This is a genomic window from Gammaproteobacteria bacterium, assembly GCA_028819075.1.
Taxonomy (GTDB): domain Bacteria; phylum Gemmatimonadota; class Gemmatimonadetes; order Longimicrobiales; family Gaopeijiaceae; genus BD2-11.
This window is the reverse complement of the sequence record JAPPMM010000002.1, coordinates 1-19,592: the sequence shown is the minus strand read 5'-3', so window position 1 is coordinate 19,592 and position 19,592 is coordinate 1. Positions and strand designations below refer to the sequence as shown.

The window sequence follows — 19,592 nt, the reverse complement described above, 5'->3', positions numbered from 1 at the left end:
GAGTCATACTTCGTTACAGCTGCTCGCCGTTTTCGGGAAGCGGGTGCCTTCGGCACCGGCCACGACCGGCACCAAGGTAGGGGGGATATTATTCGATGCAGTCTGATACGTTCCCTACCGCGAACACTCAAGGCGCGTAGACCAAACCAGGAGATGACGATGACCGAACCGCCCCTGCTCGGACCACAGCTTGTACCATCGCTACTGGTCAGGGACCTGGACGAGACCATCGCCTTTTACGAGCGACTCGGGTTCACGCGCACCGGCATCTATCCGCGCGCTGGGACACCGATCTGGGGTGAGGTGACCCGTGACGGCATCTCGCTGCAGTTCTACACTGATCCGCCGCGCGGGACACCGGCCGAGCCCGTGTGCAGCGGCACGTTCTACGTGCGAGCCCGCGACGTGATGGCTTTGGCGAGGGAGCTCGAGCAAGCCGTCCGGTTCGCGTGGGGCCCCGAGGTCATGGAATACGGCATGCGGGAATTCGCGATCCAGGACCCGAACGGATACTACCTCGCCTTCACCGAACCGGCGTAGCGGAGTCTCTACAAACGAATGCCGCGCAGGCGCAGGGAGTTGCCGATGACCGAGACCGACGAAAGGCTCATCGCCAGAGCAGCGAGCATCGGTGAGAGCAGGATCCCGAAGACGGGGAAGAGCACGCCCGCCGCCACGGGCACACCGGCAGCGTTGTAGACGAAGGCGAAGAACAGGTTCTGGCGGATGTTGCGCATTGTCCCCTGCGCCAGGACGCGCGCCCGCGCGATGCCTCCGAGGTCGCCCTTCACCAGCGTCACGCCCGCACTTTCGACGGCCGCGTCGGCGCCCGTGCCCATGGCGATGCCCACGTCCGCGCCGGCCAGCGCGGGGGCGTCGTTCACGCCGTCGCCCGCCATGGCCACCGACAGGCCCCTCGCACGGACTTGAGCGACAAGCTCGGCCTTTTCCGCGGGAGAGATCCCGGCCTGCACCTCGTCGATCCCGAGTTCGCGGGCCACGGCTTCGGCGGTTCGGGGGCTGTCGCCCGTCGCCATGACGATCTCGATGCCTGCGGCGCGCAGGCGGCGGATCGCGCTCGGCGTGGTCTCCTTGATGCGATCGGCGACGGCGACGATCCCGCGGAGCACGCCATCCACGGCCAGAAGCATCGCCGTCTTGCCCTCGCCCTGCAGTTCGGCCAGCCGGGGACCGGCCACCCAAACGTCGACACCGTGCGCGTCGATCAGCGCCGCGTTGCCGAGTACGACCACAGACCCTCCGACGCGGCCCGTCACGCCCCCGCCGGTGACCGCCTCGAAGTCCGCCACCTTGAGGGGCTCGACGCCCCGCTTTGCCGCACCCCGGAGAATGGCTTCGCCCAGCGGGTGCTCCGAGTCGCGCTCGACCGCGGCGGCGAACGCGAGCACCTCGTCCTCGGACGTGTCGCCGAACGCCATCACATCCGTCAGGGCTGGGCGGCCCTCGGTCAGCGTACCCGTCTTGTCGACGATCAGGACATCGACCCCCGCGAGCCGTTCCAGCGCCTCGGCGTCGCGGAGCAGCACCCCGACCTGGGCGCCCCGCGCCGTCGCCACCATGATCGACACCGGCGTGGCGAGACCGAGCGCGCAGGGACACGCGATGATGAGGACGCTGACGGCGGCCACCACGGCATGGCCGAGCGCCGGCTCGGGACCGAGAATCAGCCAGGCAACGACCGAGAGCGCGGCGATCACGACTACGGCCGGCACGAAGTAGGAGGAAACCCGGTCGGCGAGCGCCTGGATCGGCGCTCGCGAGCGTTGCGCCTCGGCAACCATGGCGACGATTCGGGACAGGACGGTGTCGCCGCCCACGGCCTCCGCCTCCATCACGAACGAGCCCGTCCTGTTCAGCGTGCCGCCCGTGACCGGATCGCCCCCGACCTTCTCGACCGGCACCGGTTCGCCCGTGATCATGCTCTCGTCGACCGAGGAGCGACCTTCGACGACGGCGCCGTCGACCGGTACCGCCTCGCCGGGACGCACCCGCAGCCGGTCCCCCACCACCACAGCGTCGAGCGGGACATCCTCGTCGCCCGCATCCGTCACCCGCCGCACGGTCTTCGGCGAAAGGTCCATGAGCGCCCGGATCGCGTCGCCCGTCCGGTCGCGGGCGGTCAGCTCCAGCACCTGTCCGACGAGGACGAGAATCAGGATTACGGCCGCCGCCTCGAAGTACAGCGGCGGGTAGCGTCCCTCCGCCAGCGCCTCCGGGAAGATGCCGGGCGCCAGCAGCGAGACGACGCTGAACGCATAGGCGGCGCCGGTCCCGATCGCGATGAGCGTCCACATGTTGAGATGGCCGGTGACGATGGATCGCCAGCCCAGTCTGAAGAAGGGTTGCGCGACCCAGGCGACAACCGGCGTGGCCAGCACGAACTGGAGCCAGCGGACCGCGGCCGCCCCGAGCCACGTGTCCCACGGCAGACCCAGCATGCCGCCCATCTCGAGCGCGAGGACCGCCAGCGCCAGTGGTGCGCCGATCCAGAGCCTGCGCCGGAAATCGACGAGCTCCGGGTTCGGCCCGGCGGCCGGCTCGGGCATCACCGGTTCGAGCGCCATGCCGCAGATCGGGCATGAACCAGGCCCGGCCTGCGTGATTTCGGGGTGCATCGGGCAGGTGTAGATCGTGCCGCCCGGCTGGGATTCCGCCATTCGCCAATCCTCCTGTGCAGCCCCGACGTGCCTCCTCCAACACGAGGGACGGTTGAACTCGTCGGCGCCGGTTGACTGTTCCTTGCCTGGCATCCTAATCTTTCCAGTAACTGGAGAGTCAAGGGGCCCTGTGATGGAAGCTTGGGCTCTGTGATGGAGGCTTGGGGCTCTGCGATGAAGATTTCCGCCGCTGCGAAGGCTGCTGGATTGCCGGTGAAGACGGTCCGGTACTATGCGGACATCGGGCTGGTATCGGCGCCGCTGCGAACCGGAGCTGGATACAGGACCTACGACGACCGCTCGGTGTTGAAACTCGTGTTCGTCCGCCGGGCGAGGGAGTTCGGGTTCTCCATTGCCGAGTGCAGGGAGCTGCTCGGCCTCTACGAAGATCGAAACCGCTCGAGCGCCGACGTCAAGCGCATTGCGGCGGCGCGGCTCGCGGAGGTCGCGGAGAAACGGCGGGAACTGCAGTCTCTGCACGACGAGCTCACCCATCTCGTCGGCGCCTGCAAGGGCGATCACCGGCCGGATTGTCCGATCATCGACAGCCTCGGCAACCGACACACGGATCTGTGACCGCTACTCTGCTCCCGGGCCCCGGGTCCTCGCGCCCCGGCAGGAGACAGCCATGAAGCGTTCACGCCCCGAGTTGCGCGCAAGACTGATTCTGGCTTTCGCGGTGATCCTCGCCGCCGCCGCGTGCGGACAGGACCAGCCGGAGCCGATCACCGTCGTGTCGTGGGGTGGTTCCTACGGGCGTGCCGTCGAGGAGGCCACCATCGTCCCCTTCACCGAGGCGACCGGCATCCCCGTCAACCTCGGGGCGTACAACGGCGGGCTCGCCGAAATCCGCGCCCAGGTGGACATCGGCAACATCCAGTGGGACGTCGTCAGCCTGGAGATCGCCGACGCGGTGCAGGCGTGCGACGAAGGGCTGCTCGAGCCGATCGACATCGACGCATTGCCTCCCGGTTACGATGGCACGCCGGCAGCCGAGGACTTCGTTGCCGAGACGCAGACTGTCTGCGGCGCCCCCTTCCTATACGCGTCCACGGTGATCGTCTACAACGAGGAGACTATCCCGGGCGAGAAGCCCGCGAGCATGGCCGACTTCTTCGATCTGGAGAGGTTTCCGGGCCGGCGCGGGATGCGGCGTCTTGCGCAGGCGAATCTGGAGTTTGCGCTGCTTGCCGACGGCGTGCCCCGCGACCAGGTCTATCCGACTCTGAGCACGCCCGAAGGGCTCGACCGCGCTTTCCGCAAGCTCGATACGATCAAGGACCAGGTGATCTGGTGGGAGGCCGGCGCCCAGCCGCCGCAGATGCTGGCCGACGGCGAAGTGGTGATGAGCACCGCGTACAACGGGCGCATCTTCAACGCGCAGGTCCTGGAGGGCCAGCCGTTCGTGATCATCTGGGATGGCCAGCTGCTCGCCTTCGGCCAGATCGGGATCGTCCGGGGCACACCGAGGCTCGAAGCGGCGCTGCGCTACGTGGGCCTCGCGACCAGCGCCGAGTCGCTCGCGCGGATCAGCCGCCGAATCTCCTACTCACCCACCCGCAAGTCCGGCATGCCATTGGTGACGACCCACTTGGCCACCGGTGTCGAGATGGAGCCGCACATGCCGGCGAGCCCCGCCAATGCCGCGCGCGCCCTGCGCTACGACTGGGCCTTCTGGGTCGACCATCAGGACGAACTGAACGAACGCTTCAGCACCTGGCTGGCGCGTTAGGGGACGCCAGCACCTCCCACTCCACGCCATCAAACTCGTGGACGAAGTCGGCGCCGTACGCCGAGGACGGTGTCTGGTATCCGGCCTTGAAGTCGCCGTCCAGCACGCGCACCCCCATAGCCACCAGGGTCTTCGCGGTGAATCCGTAAGGATCGGGAACGCGCATGCGGGCGGCGGCGCGACGGCCCCGGGCATCCTCGATCTCCGCGACTAGGATCCCCTCGCTGGTCCTGCGTTGCGCGTCGCTCGGTCCCTCGGGTCCACGGTCGATCCAGCTGCGCAGCAGGGCCTGGGCCGTACGCCCGGCCAGCAGCCAGCCGAACCACCGGCTCAACCGCATGAGCTGCGGGAGTCTTCTCCCGGCGCGATAGTAGGTCTCGATGTTCTCGATGCCGGTCGACCACCAGGCCGTCGAGACATCCGCCAAGGGTGTCACGAGAGCTGCGGCCGGCCCGCGCCCGAAGTCGAACGCGTGCCGCAGGCTGCCTGCGGCGACCCGCGTGATGACGCCGCCTTGCCGGATGCGAATCGCGTTTACGCCCTCCAGCGCCGTCTTCATCGTGCCGCGCGAGGCTCCGGAACGGACGAACAGGCCCAGCCGCAGGATGCGCGCGTCGGGATGCCGTGCGGCCAGATCGGCGATCAGGCAGTCGCTCGGCACGACGTCGAAGCCGGCCGCAGGCAGCGCCATGACCCCTGCCTCTCGCGCCTCCGCATCCCGGGCCGCAAGCGCCTCGCAGACGCTGATCTCGCCGGTAATGTCGACGTAGTGCGTACCGGTCCGGACGCAGGCGTCGAACATCGGCAGCGCGGTGCGGGAGAAGGGGCCGGCGCAGTGCAGCACCACGTCGATGTCCCGCAGGGCCGTGGCGATCCTCGCCGGCTCGTCCAGGCCGAACGCGTGGGTCTCGAGCGGCGAGCCCCGGGACTCCCCGTCCACCGCGGCGCTCAAGGAATCGGCCAGAACTCCGAGCTTTTCCGCATCGCGGCCAGCAAGCACGGGCCGCACGCCGGCTTCGACCGCTTCCGCCGCGACCAGCCGGCCCGTGTACCCGGTCGCGCCGTAGATCATCATCTATCGCTTCTCTACCAGCCGTCCCGCCAGGTACTTGTGGATGACGCTCGACAACAGCGTCTGATAGGGAATGCCCTCCTCGCGCGCCCTCGCGTGGGCTCGGGAGAAGTCGAGTTCCGTTACCCGCAGGTTGACCCTTCGGGTCTTCTTGAAGGTACTGCGGGCCGCTTGAGGCGCGATTTGCATCTCACGATCCGCCCTCGGAGCGGGCCTCAATTCACCTCGTTCGAATGCCTCCAGGATCTCCCGCTCTTCGGTGTTCAACTGGTCACTCACGATCATCGCCTCTTCCGGTAGTGTCTCGTCGCCTTTCGACTGGGGATGATGGTCTTCAAGAAACGCGTGCCGTCCGCACTGGTAACGAACGGTACCAGGTAGAGATACTCCTCAACGTCGACGACGTAGATCATCTGGCCCCGGTACCGGTCCTGATTTGGATGCTCCAGGACATCCACCAAACCGCCCTGCTCGATGGCGGAAACGATGCGTTCGAACGAGATGCCTCGTTGCTCGACGAGTCGCTCGTTCTTCTCCACGTTCCAATCGAAGTCGGGAGGCATGATCCAATCAACATCCAACGTGTGCATGTTGTCAACACTTGTGACACCCGGTCGCACCGTAGATCATCAGCTTCCGTTCCATTCGCTCAAGCTTCCACGCTTCCGGGTTCGCGTCTACTTTTGGCTGGCCAACGGCCGCGAATCGAGGCGGCCGGAGAACGCTCCACGGGAGGGATCGGGTTGCTGGAAATGAAGCCTGCACGGGTCAAGCCCACCATCAACATCGGTGTCGTCAATCAGGTTGACGCCCGCGTCGGCACGATCCAGAACGTCGGCGACGTCGAAGGGTCACACAAGCTCGTTCGACTCAGGGTCGATTTCGGCGACCACAAGCGGACGATCCTGGCGGGAATGAAACAGGAGCGCGAGGATCCGACCGAAATCGAAGGCCGGCAGGCGCTGTTCATCGTCAACCTGGAGCCGAGGAAGATGATGGGGGAAGTCTCGGAGGGAATGCTCTTCGACGTCGGCTACGAGGATGGCCTCCGGCCGGCGCTGCTGACCCCGGAGCACCCGGTCCCGAACGGCACCCGCGGGGGGTAAAGTCAATCGCCTTCAGGCGCCGGACATCACCCGGATGTCGGGACACCGCAGGAGCGACTCGCCCGCCGTAACCAGGGTGTGCCCGTGCGCCACGGCGGTGGCCGCGATGAAGCGATCGGCGGGATCGTCATGACCGAGACGGACGGTGCGGCTGCCCAGCGCGATGTCGAACGTCACGGGGAGTTCGCGCAAGGGGCGGACGGTCAGGGCGGTACGGATCCAGCTCCAGGGATCGGGGCGGAGCAGCACGCGTTCCTTATCGGCCAGCACCAGCGCTTCCCAGATGCTCACGGACGAGAGCGCCAGGGTGTTCGCCGGGTCGATCAGCTCGTTGCGCGCCCGGCCGCAGAGCCGATCAGGCTCCAGCAGGCTCCAGAGCCAGATGTGGGTGTCGAGAAGCAGATTCACGGCTTGTCGACACCGTTCGGCCCGTCGATGTCCGGGCGGAGCGCGGCCCAGTCGGAGGGGTCGATCGCCGGGGACACGATGTCGCCCACGATCTCGCCCAGGTCGCTCATGGCCCCCATCCATTCTCCGCTGTCGGGTTCCACGCCAAGGCCCGTGTCGGGAGCTGGCCCGACCGCCCCGACCACGGTGGGCCGGACGTCGGACGCGGTGGTCGCAACCGTCGAATCCGCGCGGTATCGGGCAGCCATCCGGGCCCGTTCGCGCACCAGGCCGAGCGCAGGTCTCGGGGCTGCGGAGCGCTCGAGCAGATAGCGCAGTTCCCCCTCGAGCGAGCGATGATTGGCCCTGGCCCGTGCCTTTAACGCGGCGATCACATCGTCGTCCACGTTGCGGATGGTGAGTACGCCCATGCGTCCCCTGCGTGCATTGGCCATGTTGCCGGCATCGTCAGCGTACCTCGTGCCGGCGTCGTTAGTCTGTCTGTGACAGCGTAACGTAATGGATTCGCCTGCAATATGCCAGCATCCTGCCCCTTGCATCCTGCGCCGCAAGAGCAGTAGGGTTCGCCATGGCCAGGAATCGCCAAGTTGACGAATCGCTTCGCGACTGAACGCGCTGGCGACGGAACAAGCAAAGGGAGACCCGCCGGGCATGATGAAGACACCAGTTCGCATAGCTGCGATCGCCGTCTCGGGATCGCTGCTGTGCGTCACGCCGCTTATGGCACAGCACAGAAGCGTCCCGCCCCCCGCAGCCTACGCGATCGAGGGCGTGACGGTCGTCGGACCCGGCCTTCAGGAAGAGCCGGGCGTCACGGTCATCGTCCGAGGAGGGCTTATCGAGGCGATGGGCGCCGGACTCGAGATTCCCGCGGACGCGGAGCGGCTGGAGGGAGACTCTCTCTATCTCTACCCGGGGCTCGTCGACGCCGATGGCGTGAGCGAGTTCGAGTTTCCCGAGGATCCGGAGGATGGACCCCCGTCCTGGGCGCCCACGCGCATCGCTCAGCGCGTAACCCCGTACCGGCGCGTTGCGGACCACGTCACGGCGACCGGAGGCGCGCAGGGCGAGCAGCGAAGGCGCGGGATCGTCGCCGCGGCGGTGCACGCCGGCGACGGAATCGCCCCGGGGCGGAGCGCGGTCCTGTTGAATCGGGTCGACGCCGAGACCTCGCGCGAGTTGATCGCCCGCGCCGATGCCGGGCTTTCGATGAGCCTCCAGACGGCGCAGGGCGTGTACCCCTCGACGCTCCTGGGCGTGATGGCGACGATCCGGCAGGCGTTCCTGGACGCCGAGCGCCAGGCCACCCTCGAGAGCGCCTTCGCGGATGGCCGCGCCGGCATGACGATGCCCGCCTGGGATCCGGACTACGAGGTGCTGCGCGATGTGGCAGCGGGCGAGACGCCCGTGTTTTTCCGCGCGGCGGATTCGGAGGACATCCGCCGGGTGCTCGGGCTCGCGGACGAGATCGGCTTCCGGCCGATCATCGTGGGGGGCGACGAGGCGTGGATGGTCGCGGATGAACTCGCCGACCGAGGCGTCCCCGTCCTCATCGATACGGACTTTCGCGAACCCGATGAATGGGATCCGGAGAGCGAGGAGGAGCTCGAACCCGCGGCCTTCCGCGAGAAGCGCGAGCTTGAGGCGCTGTACGGCAACGCCGCCGCGCTCGAGGCCGCAGGCGTGCAGTTCGCGCTGACCAGCGGAGAGGGCGACGCGAATCTCATCGAGGGGGCCCGCAAGGCCGTTGAGTACGGGCTGTCCCGGAACACGGCCGTCGCGGCGATGACCACCGCTCCCGCCGAGATCCTGGGTGTGAGGTCGCTCATCCAGGTCGGCGAGGGCCGGCCTGCGACCTTCCTTCTGGCGACCGGTCCGCTGCTCGAGGAGGGAAGCGAGATCGCCTACACCTTCGTCGAGGGCAGCTACGAGGTCGGGCCCGGATCGGGCGCCGGGGGCGGCGAGGCTCCCACGGTCAACGTGTCGGGCTCCTGGGAAGTTGAGGTGAACGCGCAGGGGATGACCGTCCCCATGGAGATGGAGCTCGAGCAGGAAGGAAGCGAGTTCTCGGGCACCGCGGCCGCGGACATGTTCGGTGACGCCGAGGTGCGCGGCGGACGGGTTTCGGGCAACGAAGTCACGTTCCGCCTGGTCGTCGCGGCGGGCGGCCAGTCGATGGAGCTGTCGTTCGAGGCCGATGTCGAGGGCGATCGCATGAGCGGTTCAGGATCGAGTCCGATGGGAGATTTCCAGATGACGGCCCGACGGGCTCCGGGAGGTGCGCGATGAGCATTCGGCACACGATGAATATTCGGCACTCGATGACCATTCGGCACGCGATGACTATTTGCAAGATGGCACGCGCGGCCCTGGTTGCGGCGATCGGCCTCTGCTCGGGGACTCCGGCTGCGGCGCAGGAGTGGGATGTGCAGCTCCCCGCCGACGCGGGCAGCTACCCGACGGGCGATCTGTTCATCAGCAATCTCGACGCACTACACACGGCGGCTGGCCCCGTGCTCGAGGGTGTCTCGATCCTGGTCCGGGACGGGATCATCGAGGGCATCGGGGCCGACCTCACGGCGCCCGAAGGCGTGCGCGTGATCGACGGGACGGGTCTCACCGCGATGCCGGGCATCGTGGACGAGCACTCGCACACCGCGCTGGTCGCCGGCAACGAGGGCACCGCTCCCGTCGTACCCGAGGTGCAGGTCCTGGACGCGCTCACGACCGAGGACTTCGGGATCTACCGCGCGCTGTCGGGCGGCGTGACGACCGCCCGCATCATGCACGGCAGTTCGAACCCGATCGGCGGCCAGAGCGCCGTGATCAAGATGCGCTGGGGGATGGACGCGACGGAGCAGTTGCTGCTCCCCGGAGCGCCCAGGTTCGTGAAGTTCGCGCTCGGAGAAAACGTGACCAGAAAGGCTGCTCCCCCAGGCGCCAATTCCCGGTTTCCGATGAGCCGCCCGGGCGTCGAGGCGATCTACGTCGAGGCGTTCACCGCCGCGCAGGCCTACCGGGCGGAGTGGGATCGCTTCCGCGAGAACCCGGGCGCGTTCCCCGTTCCCCCGCGCCGGGACCTCCGCCTCGAAGCGCTGGTCGACATCATGGAGGGACGCATCCGCATCCACGCCCACTCGTACCGCGGGGATGAGATCCTCATGCTCATCCGCGTGGCGGAACGATTCGGGTTCAGGATCGACGTGTTCACTCACGTCATGGAGGGATACCGGGTCGCGACCGAGATGGCGGAGCACGGGGCCGCCGGCTCGACCTTCTCCGACTGGTGGCAGTACAAGCTCGAGGCGTACGAGTCGATTCCGCACAACGCCGCGATCATGCACCAGCACGGAGTGCTCACCGCGATCAACTCCGACATCCCCTCGCTCCAACCCTTCATGCACCGGGAGATCGTGAAGCCGGTGAAGTACGGGGGCGTGAGCGAGCTGGAAGCGCTCCAGATGCTGACGCTCTTTCCCGCGCAGATGATGTACCTGGACGACCGGGTCGGAAGCCTGGAGGAAGGCAAGGAAGGCGATGTCGTGCTGCTCGACGGATCGCCCTTCGACTCGTTCAGCCGCGTCGAGAAGACCATCGTGGACGGCATCGTCTACTACGATGTGGATGACGAGGAGAGGACGCGGGGCGAGCCGGTGCGAGCGGTCACGGATCTCGTTGCGGCGCCGGCCACGCCGCGGACTTCGACCCCCGGTGACGGCCCGGACGCCGGCGATGGCCCGGACTCGGGAGCCGGGATCGCGCCCGGTGCAAACGGTGCGAACGGAGAGACGCCGCCAACATCGCCTGCCGCCCAGGAAGCCGCCACGGCCCTCGTGGGCGGCACGGTTCACACGGTGTCGGGCGGGACGATTCCCGACGGGGTGGTGCTCATCCGGGGCGGGACCATCGAGGCCGTGGGAACGCGGTCCGAGGTGCAGATTCCCGCCGATGCCGCGCGCGTGGAGGTGGCCGGGCGGCACATCTATCCGGGCATGGTCGACCCGTTCACCACGCTCGGCCTCTTCGAGTTCGGCGCGGTCGGCCAGGCGACCGACATCGCCGAGCTCGGGGACTACAACCCGCACATCCGCGCGCTCGGAGCCGTGAACCCCTACTACCCCAGCCTGAACGTGGCGCGGGCCAACGGCATCACCACGGTTCAGACCGCCCAGGGCGGCGGCGTGGTTCGGGGTACGGGATCGGTCATCCAGCTCAACGACGGAGACACGTTCGAGAAGGTGGCCGTGGCTCCTGAGGCGTCCCTTATCGTCGATCTGCCGTCGGGTCCCGAGGGCGACGACGACGAGGAGCCGGGGCTCGACGCCAGCGCCATGGAGGACCTCGTCGACCTGTTCGAGCGCGCCGTCGCCTACGGCGCGAACCCATCGACCTCCGACGACCCGACCGCGCCCTTCGAGGCGAACAACTGGGGCGGCGAGGCCGTCCTGCTCGACGCGCTTCAGCCGGCGCTCCGCGGCGAGGTGCCGGTCTTCTTCTCGGTGGACACGGCCTGGGAGATCCGCACCCTGTTCGTCTTCCTGGACGCCTTTCCGACGATCGACCCCGTCGTGCTGGGCGGCCGCGAGGCCTATCGCGTGGCCTCCGGGCTGGCCGCGCGCGACATCCCCGTGATCCTGACGGGCACTCTCCAGGCGCCCGCCGACCGGGACGTCGCCGTCACGTCAGGCTACCGCAACGCCGGGCTTCTGCACCAGGCGGGCGTCACGGTCTCGTTCTCGACGGCGAGCGATGCGGACGTCCGCAACCTCCCCTATCACGCGGCGCTTTCGGTAGGCTTCGGGCTCCCGGAAGATGCCGCGCTGCGCGGGGTGACCCTGGGCCCGGCGGAGGCGCTGGGCCTCGAAGACCTCATGGGGAGCATCGAACCCGGCAAGCGGGCGGATCTGCTGGTAACGGACGGATCCCCGCTGCAGTCGCTCACGCGGATCGAGCGCATGTGGGTCGGAGGACTCGAGGTGGACCCCCGCGCGAACAAGCACGACCGCCTGTGGGAGGCGTTCCGGGGTCGGTAAGCCGACGGCCCGGGGGGTGTCACGATCCACCGGGCGCGCTCGCCCGGATCCGTGCCCCCGGGCCGACTTCGTCTACCCGCCATCCTCCTGCGTCACCGCCCCTGTCCGGTACTTGTCGAACCACGCCTTGATGTAGAGCTGCGTCATGATCCGGTGCGACACGGAGCGTGAGCCGTGGTACTCGTCCGGAATCTTGACGTGCATCGTCTCCTGGCCGAGCACCTTCAGCGCGCGGTAGAACTCTTCGGCCTGCGGCATCGGGGTGCGCAGGTCCTCGACGCCCGAGAGGAGCATCGTCGGCGTGGTGACGTTGCCGACGTAGTGCAGCGGTGACCGCTCGGCATACTCCACCGGGTCGTCCCACGGATAGGAGCGGAAGCGGCGGTACCAGCCCGACCCGTCGGTCGTCCCCACGAAGGAGTGCCAGTTGATGACCGGCCGCTGCGACACCGCGGCCCGGAAGCGGTCGGTGTGTCCCACGGTCCAGGCGGTGAGGACGCCGCCGCCGCTGCTCCCCGTGACGAACATGTTGTCCTCGTCGATGAAGCCGCGGTCGATGGCGGCGTCCACGCCGGCCATGAGGTCGTGGAAATCGTTGCCGGGATACAGGTAGTTGATGCCGTTCACGAAGTCCTGGCCGTATCCGGTGCTCCCGCGCGGGTTCGTCCACAACACCGCATAGCCGTCCGCCGCGAAGTTCTGCCAGTTCCAGTTCCACCGCACGGTGTACATCGACACCGGCCCGCCGTGGATCCACAGCAGCAGCGGGTACTCGCGCCCCGGATCGAAGTTGGCCGGCTTCATGAGCCAGCCCTGCACCGGCCAGCCGTCGACGGACTCGGTCCAGATCTCCTCGACGTCGCCGAGCGTGATGCCGGCGAGCACGTCCTCGTTGTAGTCGACCAGGGTCTCGAGTTCATCCGCGTCGTCGAGGCCGAATGTGACCAAATAGTTCGGGCGGTAGAAGGTCGAGTTGATGGCGGCCGCGCGCCCGTTGTTCGCGATCGAGACGCCGGAGATGTAGTGGACACCGTCCGTGACCTTCTCGATGTCACCGCTCGTGGACACGAAGTGGAGGTTGGACGAGCCCTCCTCGCCCAGCGTGTAGTAGAGGCCGGACCCGTCCGGCGCCCAGGTGACGCCGCTCGGGGAGTTCTTGAGGTTGCCGGCGAGCATCCGGCTGCCCGAGCCGTCCGCATCCATCAGATAGAGGTGCGACAGGTTGCTGTAGTTCTCGTTCTCGTCGTAGCCGGTGTACGCGATCATGCGCCCGTCGGGCGACGGGATGGGGCCGTTGTCGGGGCCGAGGCGGTCCGTCAGCGTGGTGATCTCGAGGGTCGCGAGATCGATGGCGTGAACCTCGGAGTTGCCGCGCTCATATCCCTCCTCGGGGATGAGGTCGCCGCTGAAGTAGAGCTTCGTGCCGTCCGGCGCCCAGCGCGGGTTGCCGTGCGAGGTGTCGCCGAAGGTGATCTGGCGCGGGGTGCCGCCCAGGTCCGCATCGACGATGAAGATCTGCGTGTTGCCCCTGCGCGTATACCCGGTCCCGTCGCGCTGCCAGGCGATGCGGTCCTCCACCACCGCCGGCGCGGCCAGGTTCGCGCCCGGTGGGAAGCTGGGCATCGTGATGGGCAGCGGCGATCCGGTCTCCGGGATGAAGCTCGTAAACGAGATCTGCGCCCCGTCGGGCGACCAGCGGATGCCGCCGGGGGCCCGGTCGAGGTTGGTGAGCTGCTTGGTCTCGCGCGTGTCGAGCCACATGACGTGGATCTGGTTCGTCCCGCTCTTGTCGGACAGGAAGGCGATGCGCGTGCCGTCCGGCGACCAGATCGGCGACGACACCTCGAAGCTGCCGGTCTCGAGCTCGCTGATCCGCCGGGTGGACAGATCCATGATCATCAGCTCGCTCTTGTTGCGGTCGTTCATCTTGTCCACGCTCCCGCGCGTGAACAGGATGTAGTTGCCGTCCGGCGAGATGCTCGGGCTGCCGACCGACTCCATCTCCATGTAGGTGTCCATGTCCAGGAGGCCGCTGGGCTGCTGCGCGGCGGACGAGGCGGGCGGAGCGAGGGTGATCGCGAGGGCGAGAAGCGCCGGGGCGGTGCGGAAGTGGCGGCGGGTGGTCATGCGGGTCTCCTTGGGGTGGTGCGAGTCGCGCGCGGCTTCAGGTAACCAGCATAGCGCCTGGGGTGCCGCTGCGCCCTACCCTCCCCCGAACAGCACGCTCATCCCCTGCTCGAAGACGATGTCGCGCGGGATTCCCGCCGAATCCAGCCGGTCGAGATCGGCCTGCAGCTCGGCGGGCACGAATCCCCTCTCGTCCATGAGCTGCGCCACTCCGTCGTAGTCGCCGTCCCCCTGGAGCGTGAGGATCAACTCGCTCAGGCCGCTCACCGCCTCGCGCATCGCCGCAAAGTCGACGCGGTATTTCCCGGTGTCCTCTTCGCGCGTGAAGGCGCCCTGCTCCAGGAAGTAGTTGAAGCGCACCATGTTGGCTCGGCCGTGGGCGCTCGCGGCGCCGAAGCGGACCGAGCGGAAGATCCCCGCCAGGAAGGTCACGTAGTGGTGCTCGACGGAGGGCTCCGTGATCTCGCCCCGCTCGAGGAGTTCGGTCACCATGTGCAGGCCGACCACATCGGCCTTCCCTTCCTCCATCGGCGAGGCGTGCTCGAGCAGGGCCTCCCGCACCGTCCCCTTCCCCGTGATGATGTTCTTGATGCCGAGGCCGTGCGCCACCTCGTGGAACATCGTATTGCCGAAGAAGGCGTCGAAGACGACGTACTCCTGCTGGTCCTCGACGATCAGCTCGCGCGTGATCGGCACCATGATCTCATCGAACTTGGCCTGCATCGCGTTCTTGAGCTGGAGCCGGCGGGTGCCCTTGGCGAGCTGCACCTCCTCATCGTTCGGGAGGTTGATCGCGATCGTCTTGGCTCCGGCGTTGGCGTCTCCGGCGTAGTAGACGGCGTCGTACGCGTTCAGATCCGAGTCCGTCCCCGGCGCCTCGGCCTTGTACCGGTCGGCGACCGGCAGGCTCTCCTGCAGGCTGGGGAGAAGCGCGGCGAAGCGCTCGAGCCTCTCGCTCCACTCCAGGTCCTTGATGAGGACGAAGCCCTCGTGGGCGGCCTTGGCGCCGAAGAGCAGGTCCTCGTAGGTCTCGATCGGCCCGATCACGACCTCGATCGGGTTCTCCTTCATGTCCAGCCACGCCATGTCGCTCGGCTGGTAGTCGTCGGATTCGAGGGCGTCGGCGCGCAGGCGCAGGTACGTCGCCAGGCCGGGGTCGCTCGCAAGCTCGGCCGCCTCCCGCAGCTTCGCCGCGGCGGACGCGTGTTGCTCCGCAAAGGCCTCGTGATACGGAACCGCGACCAACGCACCGTCCCCGTCCCGCCGCACGAGCGTGTAGAGCGAGCGAAGCGCGTCGTTGTCCGCGGCTGCGGCGTCGAACTCGTCCGCCGTCATGTCGGCGGGATAGAAGTTCGCGCCCGCCGGCTTGGCGCCGACCCCGGCGATGAAGGGATCGTCGGCGCGCAGCCGGTCCCAGGGCCCGTAGTTGATCTCGATGTAGCGGCGCGCAGCCTGGTCGCCCTGCGCCAGCGCGAGCGCCTCCTCCCTGTCGCCGTACGCCTGCATCCAGAAGACGTTGTCCATGGGCCGGGACGCCTCGATCAGCAGACGCACGACCTCCCGGTCGTTCTCCGACAGGTGGGAGAGGTCGGCTTCCAGCCGGAACACCGCGTATCCGTGCACGAGATCCTGTATGTTCGTCCCGCCATCTTGTATGCTATCCTGTATGATACCTGTATTATCCTGTGTGTTTCGGACCTCATCGCCCGGGGCGGCGCAGGCGGCGAGCGAGGAGAGGAGGACGGCTGCGGCCGGGAAGCGGAGAGATTGCGAGGCGGTGGTCATCGGCATGCTCCTGGCGACGGAAGACCTGATAGAGAGATGAAGAATAGGAACAGAGAAGCGAGTCTGTCACGGTCTCGGCGAACCCCCCATCTTCTTTCCTTGCAAACTGAACGGTCATCGCACAGATTTCAATAATGATGATCGCCAGAGAGGATCACCTGACGCGCGTACGGCTGTTGCTGCGCGAATTCCCGGTCGTCGCCTTGCTGGGGGCACGCCAGGTGGGCAAGACCACCCTGGCGCGGCAACTGGCCGAGGCCCATCACGATCCCGTCTCCTGGTTCGATCTCGAGGATCCCGCCGACCTTGCGCGGCTCGCGGATCCCGGGCTGGAGCTGCGACCACTTCAGGGGCTCGTGGTCCTCGACGAGATCCACCGACTTCCCGGCGTCTTCGAACTCCTGCGCGTTCTCGTCGATCGTCCGGGTCCGCCAGCCCGCTTTCTGGTGCTCGGAAGCGCATCGCCGGAACTGCTGCGCCAGACATCGGAGTCGCTTGCAGGCCGCGTCGCCTTCCACGAACTCGACGGCTTCAATCTGACCGAGGTCGACGATCTGCAGAACCTCTGGCTGCGGGGCGGCTTTCCGCGCTCCTATCTCGCGCAGTCGGAGGCTGCAAGCCGCCGGTGGCGGGACGCCTTCGTTCGCACCCTGCTCTCCCGCGATCTGCCGGGGCTCGGAAACACCATTCCATCGCCGACGCTCAGCCGTTTCTGGACGATGCTTGCGCACTGGCACGGGCAGATCTGGAACGGCGCCGAGTTTGGACGCGCCTTCGGGGTCGCCCACACCACCGTGCGTCGTTACCTGGATCTCCTGACCTCCGTCTTCGTCGTCCGCCAACTCCAGCCCTGGTTCGAGAACATCAGCAAGCGACAGGTTCGTTCGCCCAAGGTCTACATCGCGGACTCCGGCGTCCTCCACGCCCTGCTCGGCCTCACCAGCCGGACAGATGTCGTCTCGCACCCGAAAGTCGGGGCTTCCTGGGAGGGGTTTGTCATTCAACAGATCGCTCACCTCCTGGGCGCGCCTCCCGATCGATGCTTCCACTGGTCCACGCACGCGGGCGCGGAGCTCGATCTTCTGGTGATCGACGGCGCACGCCGGCACGGCTTCGAGATCAAGCGCTCCGAGGCTCCGCGGCTCACCCGGTCCATGCGGTCTGCGATGGAAACGCTCAACCTGGGCCGTCTCGACGTGATCCACGCCGGCACGTCCCGCTATCGGCTGGCCAGTCGGATCGAGGCCGTGCCCGCGGCCGGACTCGCCGAGATGTTGCTGCCGCACGGCTCGCCTCGCGAATAGCATGACCAGGACGATCCCGCGGCGAATCGCCATCATCGGCGGAGGCGTATCGGGCCTCGCGGCCGCGTGGGCCCTCGACCGCCACCCGGACCGGTTCGACTTCCGGCTGTATGAGGCCCGGGACCGGATCGGCGGCAATGCGGTCACCGCGGACATGCCCCAGCGCGACGGCAGCTCCATTCCCTTCGACATCTCCGTCACCGCCTGCATACCGTCGGTATACCGGCACATCATGCTGCTGATGGAGGAGTACGGCATCGAGCTGATCGACACCCGATTCAGCTACAGCGTGAAATACCGGGGCGGCATCTACGCCCACGATTTCGACTCCGACATCAGGGAGCAGCTGCAACCCGAGATTGCCAGGTTTCAGCGAATCCTCAGGTGGCTGCACCGGTTCGGCTGGCTGACCCGGTCCCGGTCGAAGTTCCTGAACGCCCTCAATCCCTTCAACTACGTTAACATGGGGACGATCCTGAACCTGGCCGGGTTCTCCGGAGACTTCAGGTACAAGGTGCTGAAGCCGATGTTCGTCAACTTCCTGATGGCGACGAACGTGTTCGACATGCCCGCGGCGCTCTTTTCCCGGTACCTCGAGTTTTTCGACATCGAGTCGGCCACGCCCATGCAGACCTGGGACCAGGGGACGCGGCGCATCTACGAGCATCTGACCGCGAACGTCCGGGACCGCATCTACCTCAACCGGCCGGTGCGAAAGGTGTACCGCGGGCCGTCGCAGGTGGTGGTCGAGGACGAGAACGGCGCCAGGGAGACGTTCGACCAGGTGATCTTCGCATGCAATGCGAACCAGACGCTGATGATGCTCGACGACCCCACGCTGCTCGAGCGCTACATTCTCTCGTCGGTGCGCTACGAGAGCGAACTTCACAACCACACCATCATCCACTTCGACGCGTCTGTCCTTCCGGATAACGAAGTGAAGCCCCTGACGACCCGGAGCAATCATATCGAGCAATATGGCGCCAGGCCCGACAACTATGAGATCACGTATATCATGCACAACCAGCAGCCGTGGGTCGGCCGGTCCGACCGGCCCTGCCTGGTGACCTACAATCCCATCAGCAGAATCGATAGTCGGAAGATCATCGGCAAGTGGTGGTTCCAGCACATCGTGCACGACGTGCGCCATGTCGCATGGCTTGTACCGTTATTCCGCAGGATCCAGGGGCGTCGGCGGACCTGGCATTGTGGGGCGCATACGCTGATCAACAGTCAGGAGACCTGTTTCGTCACCGGGCTTGCCGCCGCGACACAGCTCGGCGCGGACTATCCCTTCGACGACGCCGAAGCGAGGCGCTCGTTCAATCACTACGGGAGCATCCTGCACGGCTGGCGCTTCCGGAGGGTGAGGGGCTAGGACTTGTTGGGTCGCCCGAAGACGAGTAGCATCGCCGTGCTACCTGGAGGAGATTCATGGTTCGAAGCGTGAAGCTGCGGCAAATGGGTGCGTGCCTCGCGGCACTGTTCATCGCGGGAGATGGTCATGCCCAGGAATCCGTCGAGCTTCCGGGGGAGGATCGAACCTTGGCCTTGGAACTCTCGGAGGTCTACCGCATCGGGTCGGCCGGCGCGGTCGCCGACTGGGAGCTTCTGCACACCGTTCAGGGCGCAGGCTTTGACGAGGCCGGGAACCTGTACTTCCTGAACTCGCCTCACCGCGTGGTCGCCGTCGATCCGGCTGGCAACCTCCTGCGCCAATTCGGCCGTACCGGTGGAGGTCCCGGCGAATTCGGTAACCCGCGCCAACTGGACGTTTTGCCGGACGGGCAAGGTCCAACGGATTCACATCTGATTGAGGTGATTGAAGTTGCGGGAACGTAAGGTCCGGCTCCCGCCGTTTCGTTCCCGCTGATCGCGAACTCTCAGGCGCGAGCCCTCCGGCGGTTTTCCAGCGCCGTCCGAAGCTGTCCCTCGTCGGCTTGCTGATAACACTGGAGGACCGTCCTGGCCTCCTTCCAGCCACCGAGTTCGCAGAGCACCTTGAGCGGCTGATCCATGAGATCGCTGGCAAACTTCCGCCGCAGCGAGTGCCAGCCCCTGCCCCGCTTGGGCTCCAGCCCCGCCAGCTTCTCGGCCCTGACCCACCATACTCGGGCCACCCCGGGTCCCATGCACTTCGAGGGATTCTTGGGCGCGGGCAGCACCGGAGCTTCCCCGGGTCCGGGGTTCTTCCTCCGCGTCTCCTCCAGAACTTCGAGCGCCTCGCCGGTGGCGGGCGTGACGTGCTCGTGCCCCGACTTGTCGTGCTCGGCCCGCCAGCGGATGGTCCAGCCCTCGAAGTCGATGTCGAGCCACCGAAGGTGGCGTATTGCGCCGATGCGGTGGC

The 19,592-nt window shown here is 67.1% G+C and carries 18 protein-coding genes; 9 read left to right on the top strand and 9 right to left on the bottom strand.

What is annotated here, in order from left to right; all coding sequences use genetic code 11:
- Positions 1 to 159: 159 nt before the first annotated feature.
- On the top strand, positions 160 to 540 hold the full coding sequence (locus OXU32_00100; GenBank protein MDE0072373.1) for a VOC family protein: 381 nt from the start codon (positions 160 to 162) through the stop codon (positions 538 to 540).
- Between the two features lie 8 nt (positions 541 to 548).
- Here OXU32_00100 and OXU32_00095 read toward each other — a convergent pair whose 3' ends face one another.
- Entirely contained in the window at positions 549 to 2,678 is a 2,130-nt protein-coding gene (locus tag OXU32_00095) for a copper-translocating P-type ATPase (protein ID MDE0072372.1), read from the bottom strand.
- A 174-nt stretch (positions 2,679 to 2,852) separates the two neighbouring features.
- Here OXU32_00095 and cueR point away from each other — a divergent pair, with 174 nt between their 5' ends.
- Together cueR and OXU32_00085 are read left to right on the top strand one after the other, a co-directional pair.
- On the top strand, positions 2,853 to 3,254 hold the full coding sequence (cueR, locus tag OXU32_00090) for a Cu(I)-responsive transcriptional regulator (GenBank protein ID MDE0072371.1): 402 nt from the start codon (positions 2,853 to 2,855) through the stop codon (positions 3,252 to 3,254).
- Between the two features lie 52 nt (positions 3,255 to 3,306).
- Positions 3,307 to 4,410, top strand: a complete 1,104-nt coding sequence (locus OXU32_00085; protein MDE0072370.1) for an ABC transporter substrate-binding protein — start codon at positions 3,307 to 3,309, stop codon at positions 4,408 to 4,410.
- On the opposite strand, the gene OXU32_00080 is transcribed toward OXU32_00085, so the two are convergent.
- From OXU32_00080 to OXU32_00070, 3 genes are read right to left on the bottom strand one after another with little or no spacing between them, the layout of a single operon-like run.
- Positions 4,388 to 5,485 (bottom strand): saccharopine dehydrogenase NADP-binding domain-containing protein, encoded by a 1,098-nt coding sequence (locus tag OXU32_00080; GenBank protein MDE0072369.1) that lies wholly within the window; start codon positions 5,483 to 5,485, stop codon positions 4,388 to 4,390. The two genes, OXU32_00085 and OXU32_00080, sit on opposite strands and share 23 nt — an antisense overlap.
- Entirely contained in the window at positions 5,486 to 5,767 is a 282-nt protein-coding gene (locus OXU32_00075) for an antitoxin (GenBank protein ID MDE0072368.1), read from the bottom strand. It lies immediately after the preceding gene.
- Positions 5,764 to 6,045 carry a toxin gene (locus tag OXU32_00070; protein MDE0072367.1) on the bottom strand — a complete coding sequence of 94 codons (282 nt, stop codon included), beginning with the start codon at positions 6,043 to 6,045 and terminating at the stop codon, positions 5,764 to 5,766. Before OXU32_00070 ends, OXU32_00075 begins: the two co-directional genes overlap by 4 nt.
- Before the next feature lie 189 nt (positions 6,046 to 6,234).
- Here OXU32_00070 and OXU32_00065 point away from each other — a divergent pair, with 189 nt between their 5' ends.
- Positions 6,235 to 6,588, top strand: a complete 354-nt coding sequence (locus OXU32_00065) for a tRNA-binding protein (GenBank protein MDE0072366.1) — start codon at positions 6,235 to 6,237, stop codon at positions 6,586 to 6,588.
- 12 nt (positions 6,589 to 6,600) lie between these two features.
- Here the strand turns inward: OXU32_00065 and OXU32_00060 are convergent, their stop codons facing one another.
- Both OXU32_00060 and OXU32_00055 read right to left on the bottom strand, forming a co-directional pair.
- The gene (locus OXU32_00060) at positions 6,601 to 6,996 is read right to left on the bottom strand and encodes a type II toxin-antitoxin system VapC family toxin (protein MDE0072365.1); all 396 of its coding nucleotides are present in this window, start codon (positions 6,994 to 6,996) and stop codon (positions 6,601 to 6,603) included.
- The gene (locus OXU32_00055) at positions 6,993 to 7,430 is read right to left on the bottom strand and encodes a hypothetical protein (GenBank protein MDE0072364.1); all 438 of its coding nucleotides are present in this window, start codon (positions 7,428 to 7,430) and stop codon (positions 6,993 to 6,995) included. Before OXU32_00055 ends, OXU32_00060 begins: the two co-directional genes overlap by 4 nt.
- A 217-nt stretch (positions 7,431 to 7,647) precedes the next feature.
- On the opposite strand from OXU32_00055, the gene OXU32_00050 reads away from it, so the two are divergent.
- The gene (locus OXU32_00050) at positions 7,648 to 9,285 is read left to right on the top strand and encodes a hypothetical protein (protein ID MDE0072363.1); all 1,638 of its coding nucleotides are present in this window, start codon (positions 7,648 to 7,650) and stop codon (positions 9,283 to 9,285) included.
- 65 nt (positions 9,286 to 9,350) lie between these two features.
- Positions 9,351 to 12,029, top strand: coding sequence for an amidohydrolase family protein (locus tag OXU32_00045; GenBank protein MDE0072362.1), 2,679 nt, complete (start codon positions 9,351 to 9,353; stop codon positions 12,027 to 12,029).
- A 72-nt stretch (positions 12,030 to 12,101) separates the two neighbouring features.
- Here the strand turns inward: OXU32_00045 and OXU32_00040 are convergent, their stop codons facing one another.
- Positions 12,102 to 14,156 (bottom strand): S9 family peptidase, encoded by a 2,055-nt coding sequence (locus OXU32_00040; protein ID MDE0072361.1) that lies wholly within the window; start codon positions 14,154 to 14,156, stop codon positions 12,102 to 12,104.
- 75 nt (positions 14,157 to 14,231) lie between these two features.
- Positions 14,232 to 15,941: a Zn-dependent hydrolase gene (locus tag OXU32_00035; GenBank protein ID MDE0072360.1), complete on the bottom strand. Its 1,710-nt coding sequence runs from the start codon at positions 15,939 to 15,941 to the stop codon at positions 14,232 to 14,234.
- Positions 15,942 to 16,075: 134 nt separating this feature from the next.
- Here OXU32_00035 and OXU32_00030 point away from each other — a divergent pair, with 134 nt between their 5' ends.
- Genes OXU32_00030 through OXU32_00020 form a run of 3 tightly spaced genes read left to right on the top strand, consistent with a single transcriptional unit; the run spans position 16,076 to position 19,087 of the window.
- Positions 16,076 to 17,245 (top strand): ATP-binding protein, encoded by a 1,170-nt coding sequence (locus tag OXU32_00030; protein MDE0072359.1) that lies wholly within the window; start codon positions 16,076 to 16,078, stop codon positions 17,243 to 17,245.
- 1 nt (position 17,246) lies between these two features.
- Entirely contained in the window at positions 17,247 to 18,623 is a 1,377-nt protein-coding gene (locus tag OXU32_00025) for an FAD-dependent oxidoreductase (GenBank protein ID MDE0072358.1), read from the top strand.
- A gap of 56 nt (positions 18,624 to 18,679) precedes the next feature.
- Positions 18,680 to 19,087: a hypothetical protein gene (locus OXU32_00020; GenBank protein ID MDE0072357.1), complete on the top strand. Its 408-nt coding sequence runs from the start codon at positions 18,680 to 18,682 to the stop codon at positions 19,085 to 19,087.
- A 41-nt stretch (positions 19,088 to 19,128) separates the two neighbouring features.
- On the opposite strand, the gene OXU32_00015 is transcribed toward OXU32_00020, so the two are convergent.
- Positions 19,129 to 19,592, bottom strand: a 464-nt coding sequence (locus OXU32_00015; GenBank protein ID MDE0072356.1) for a site-specific integrase, incomplete at its 5' end; no start/stop codon positions are given.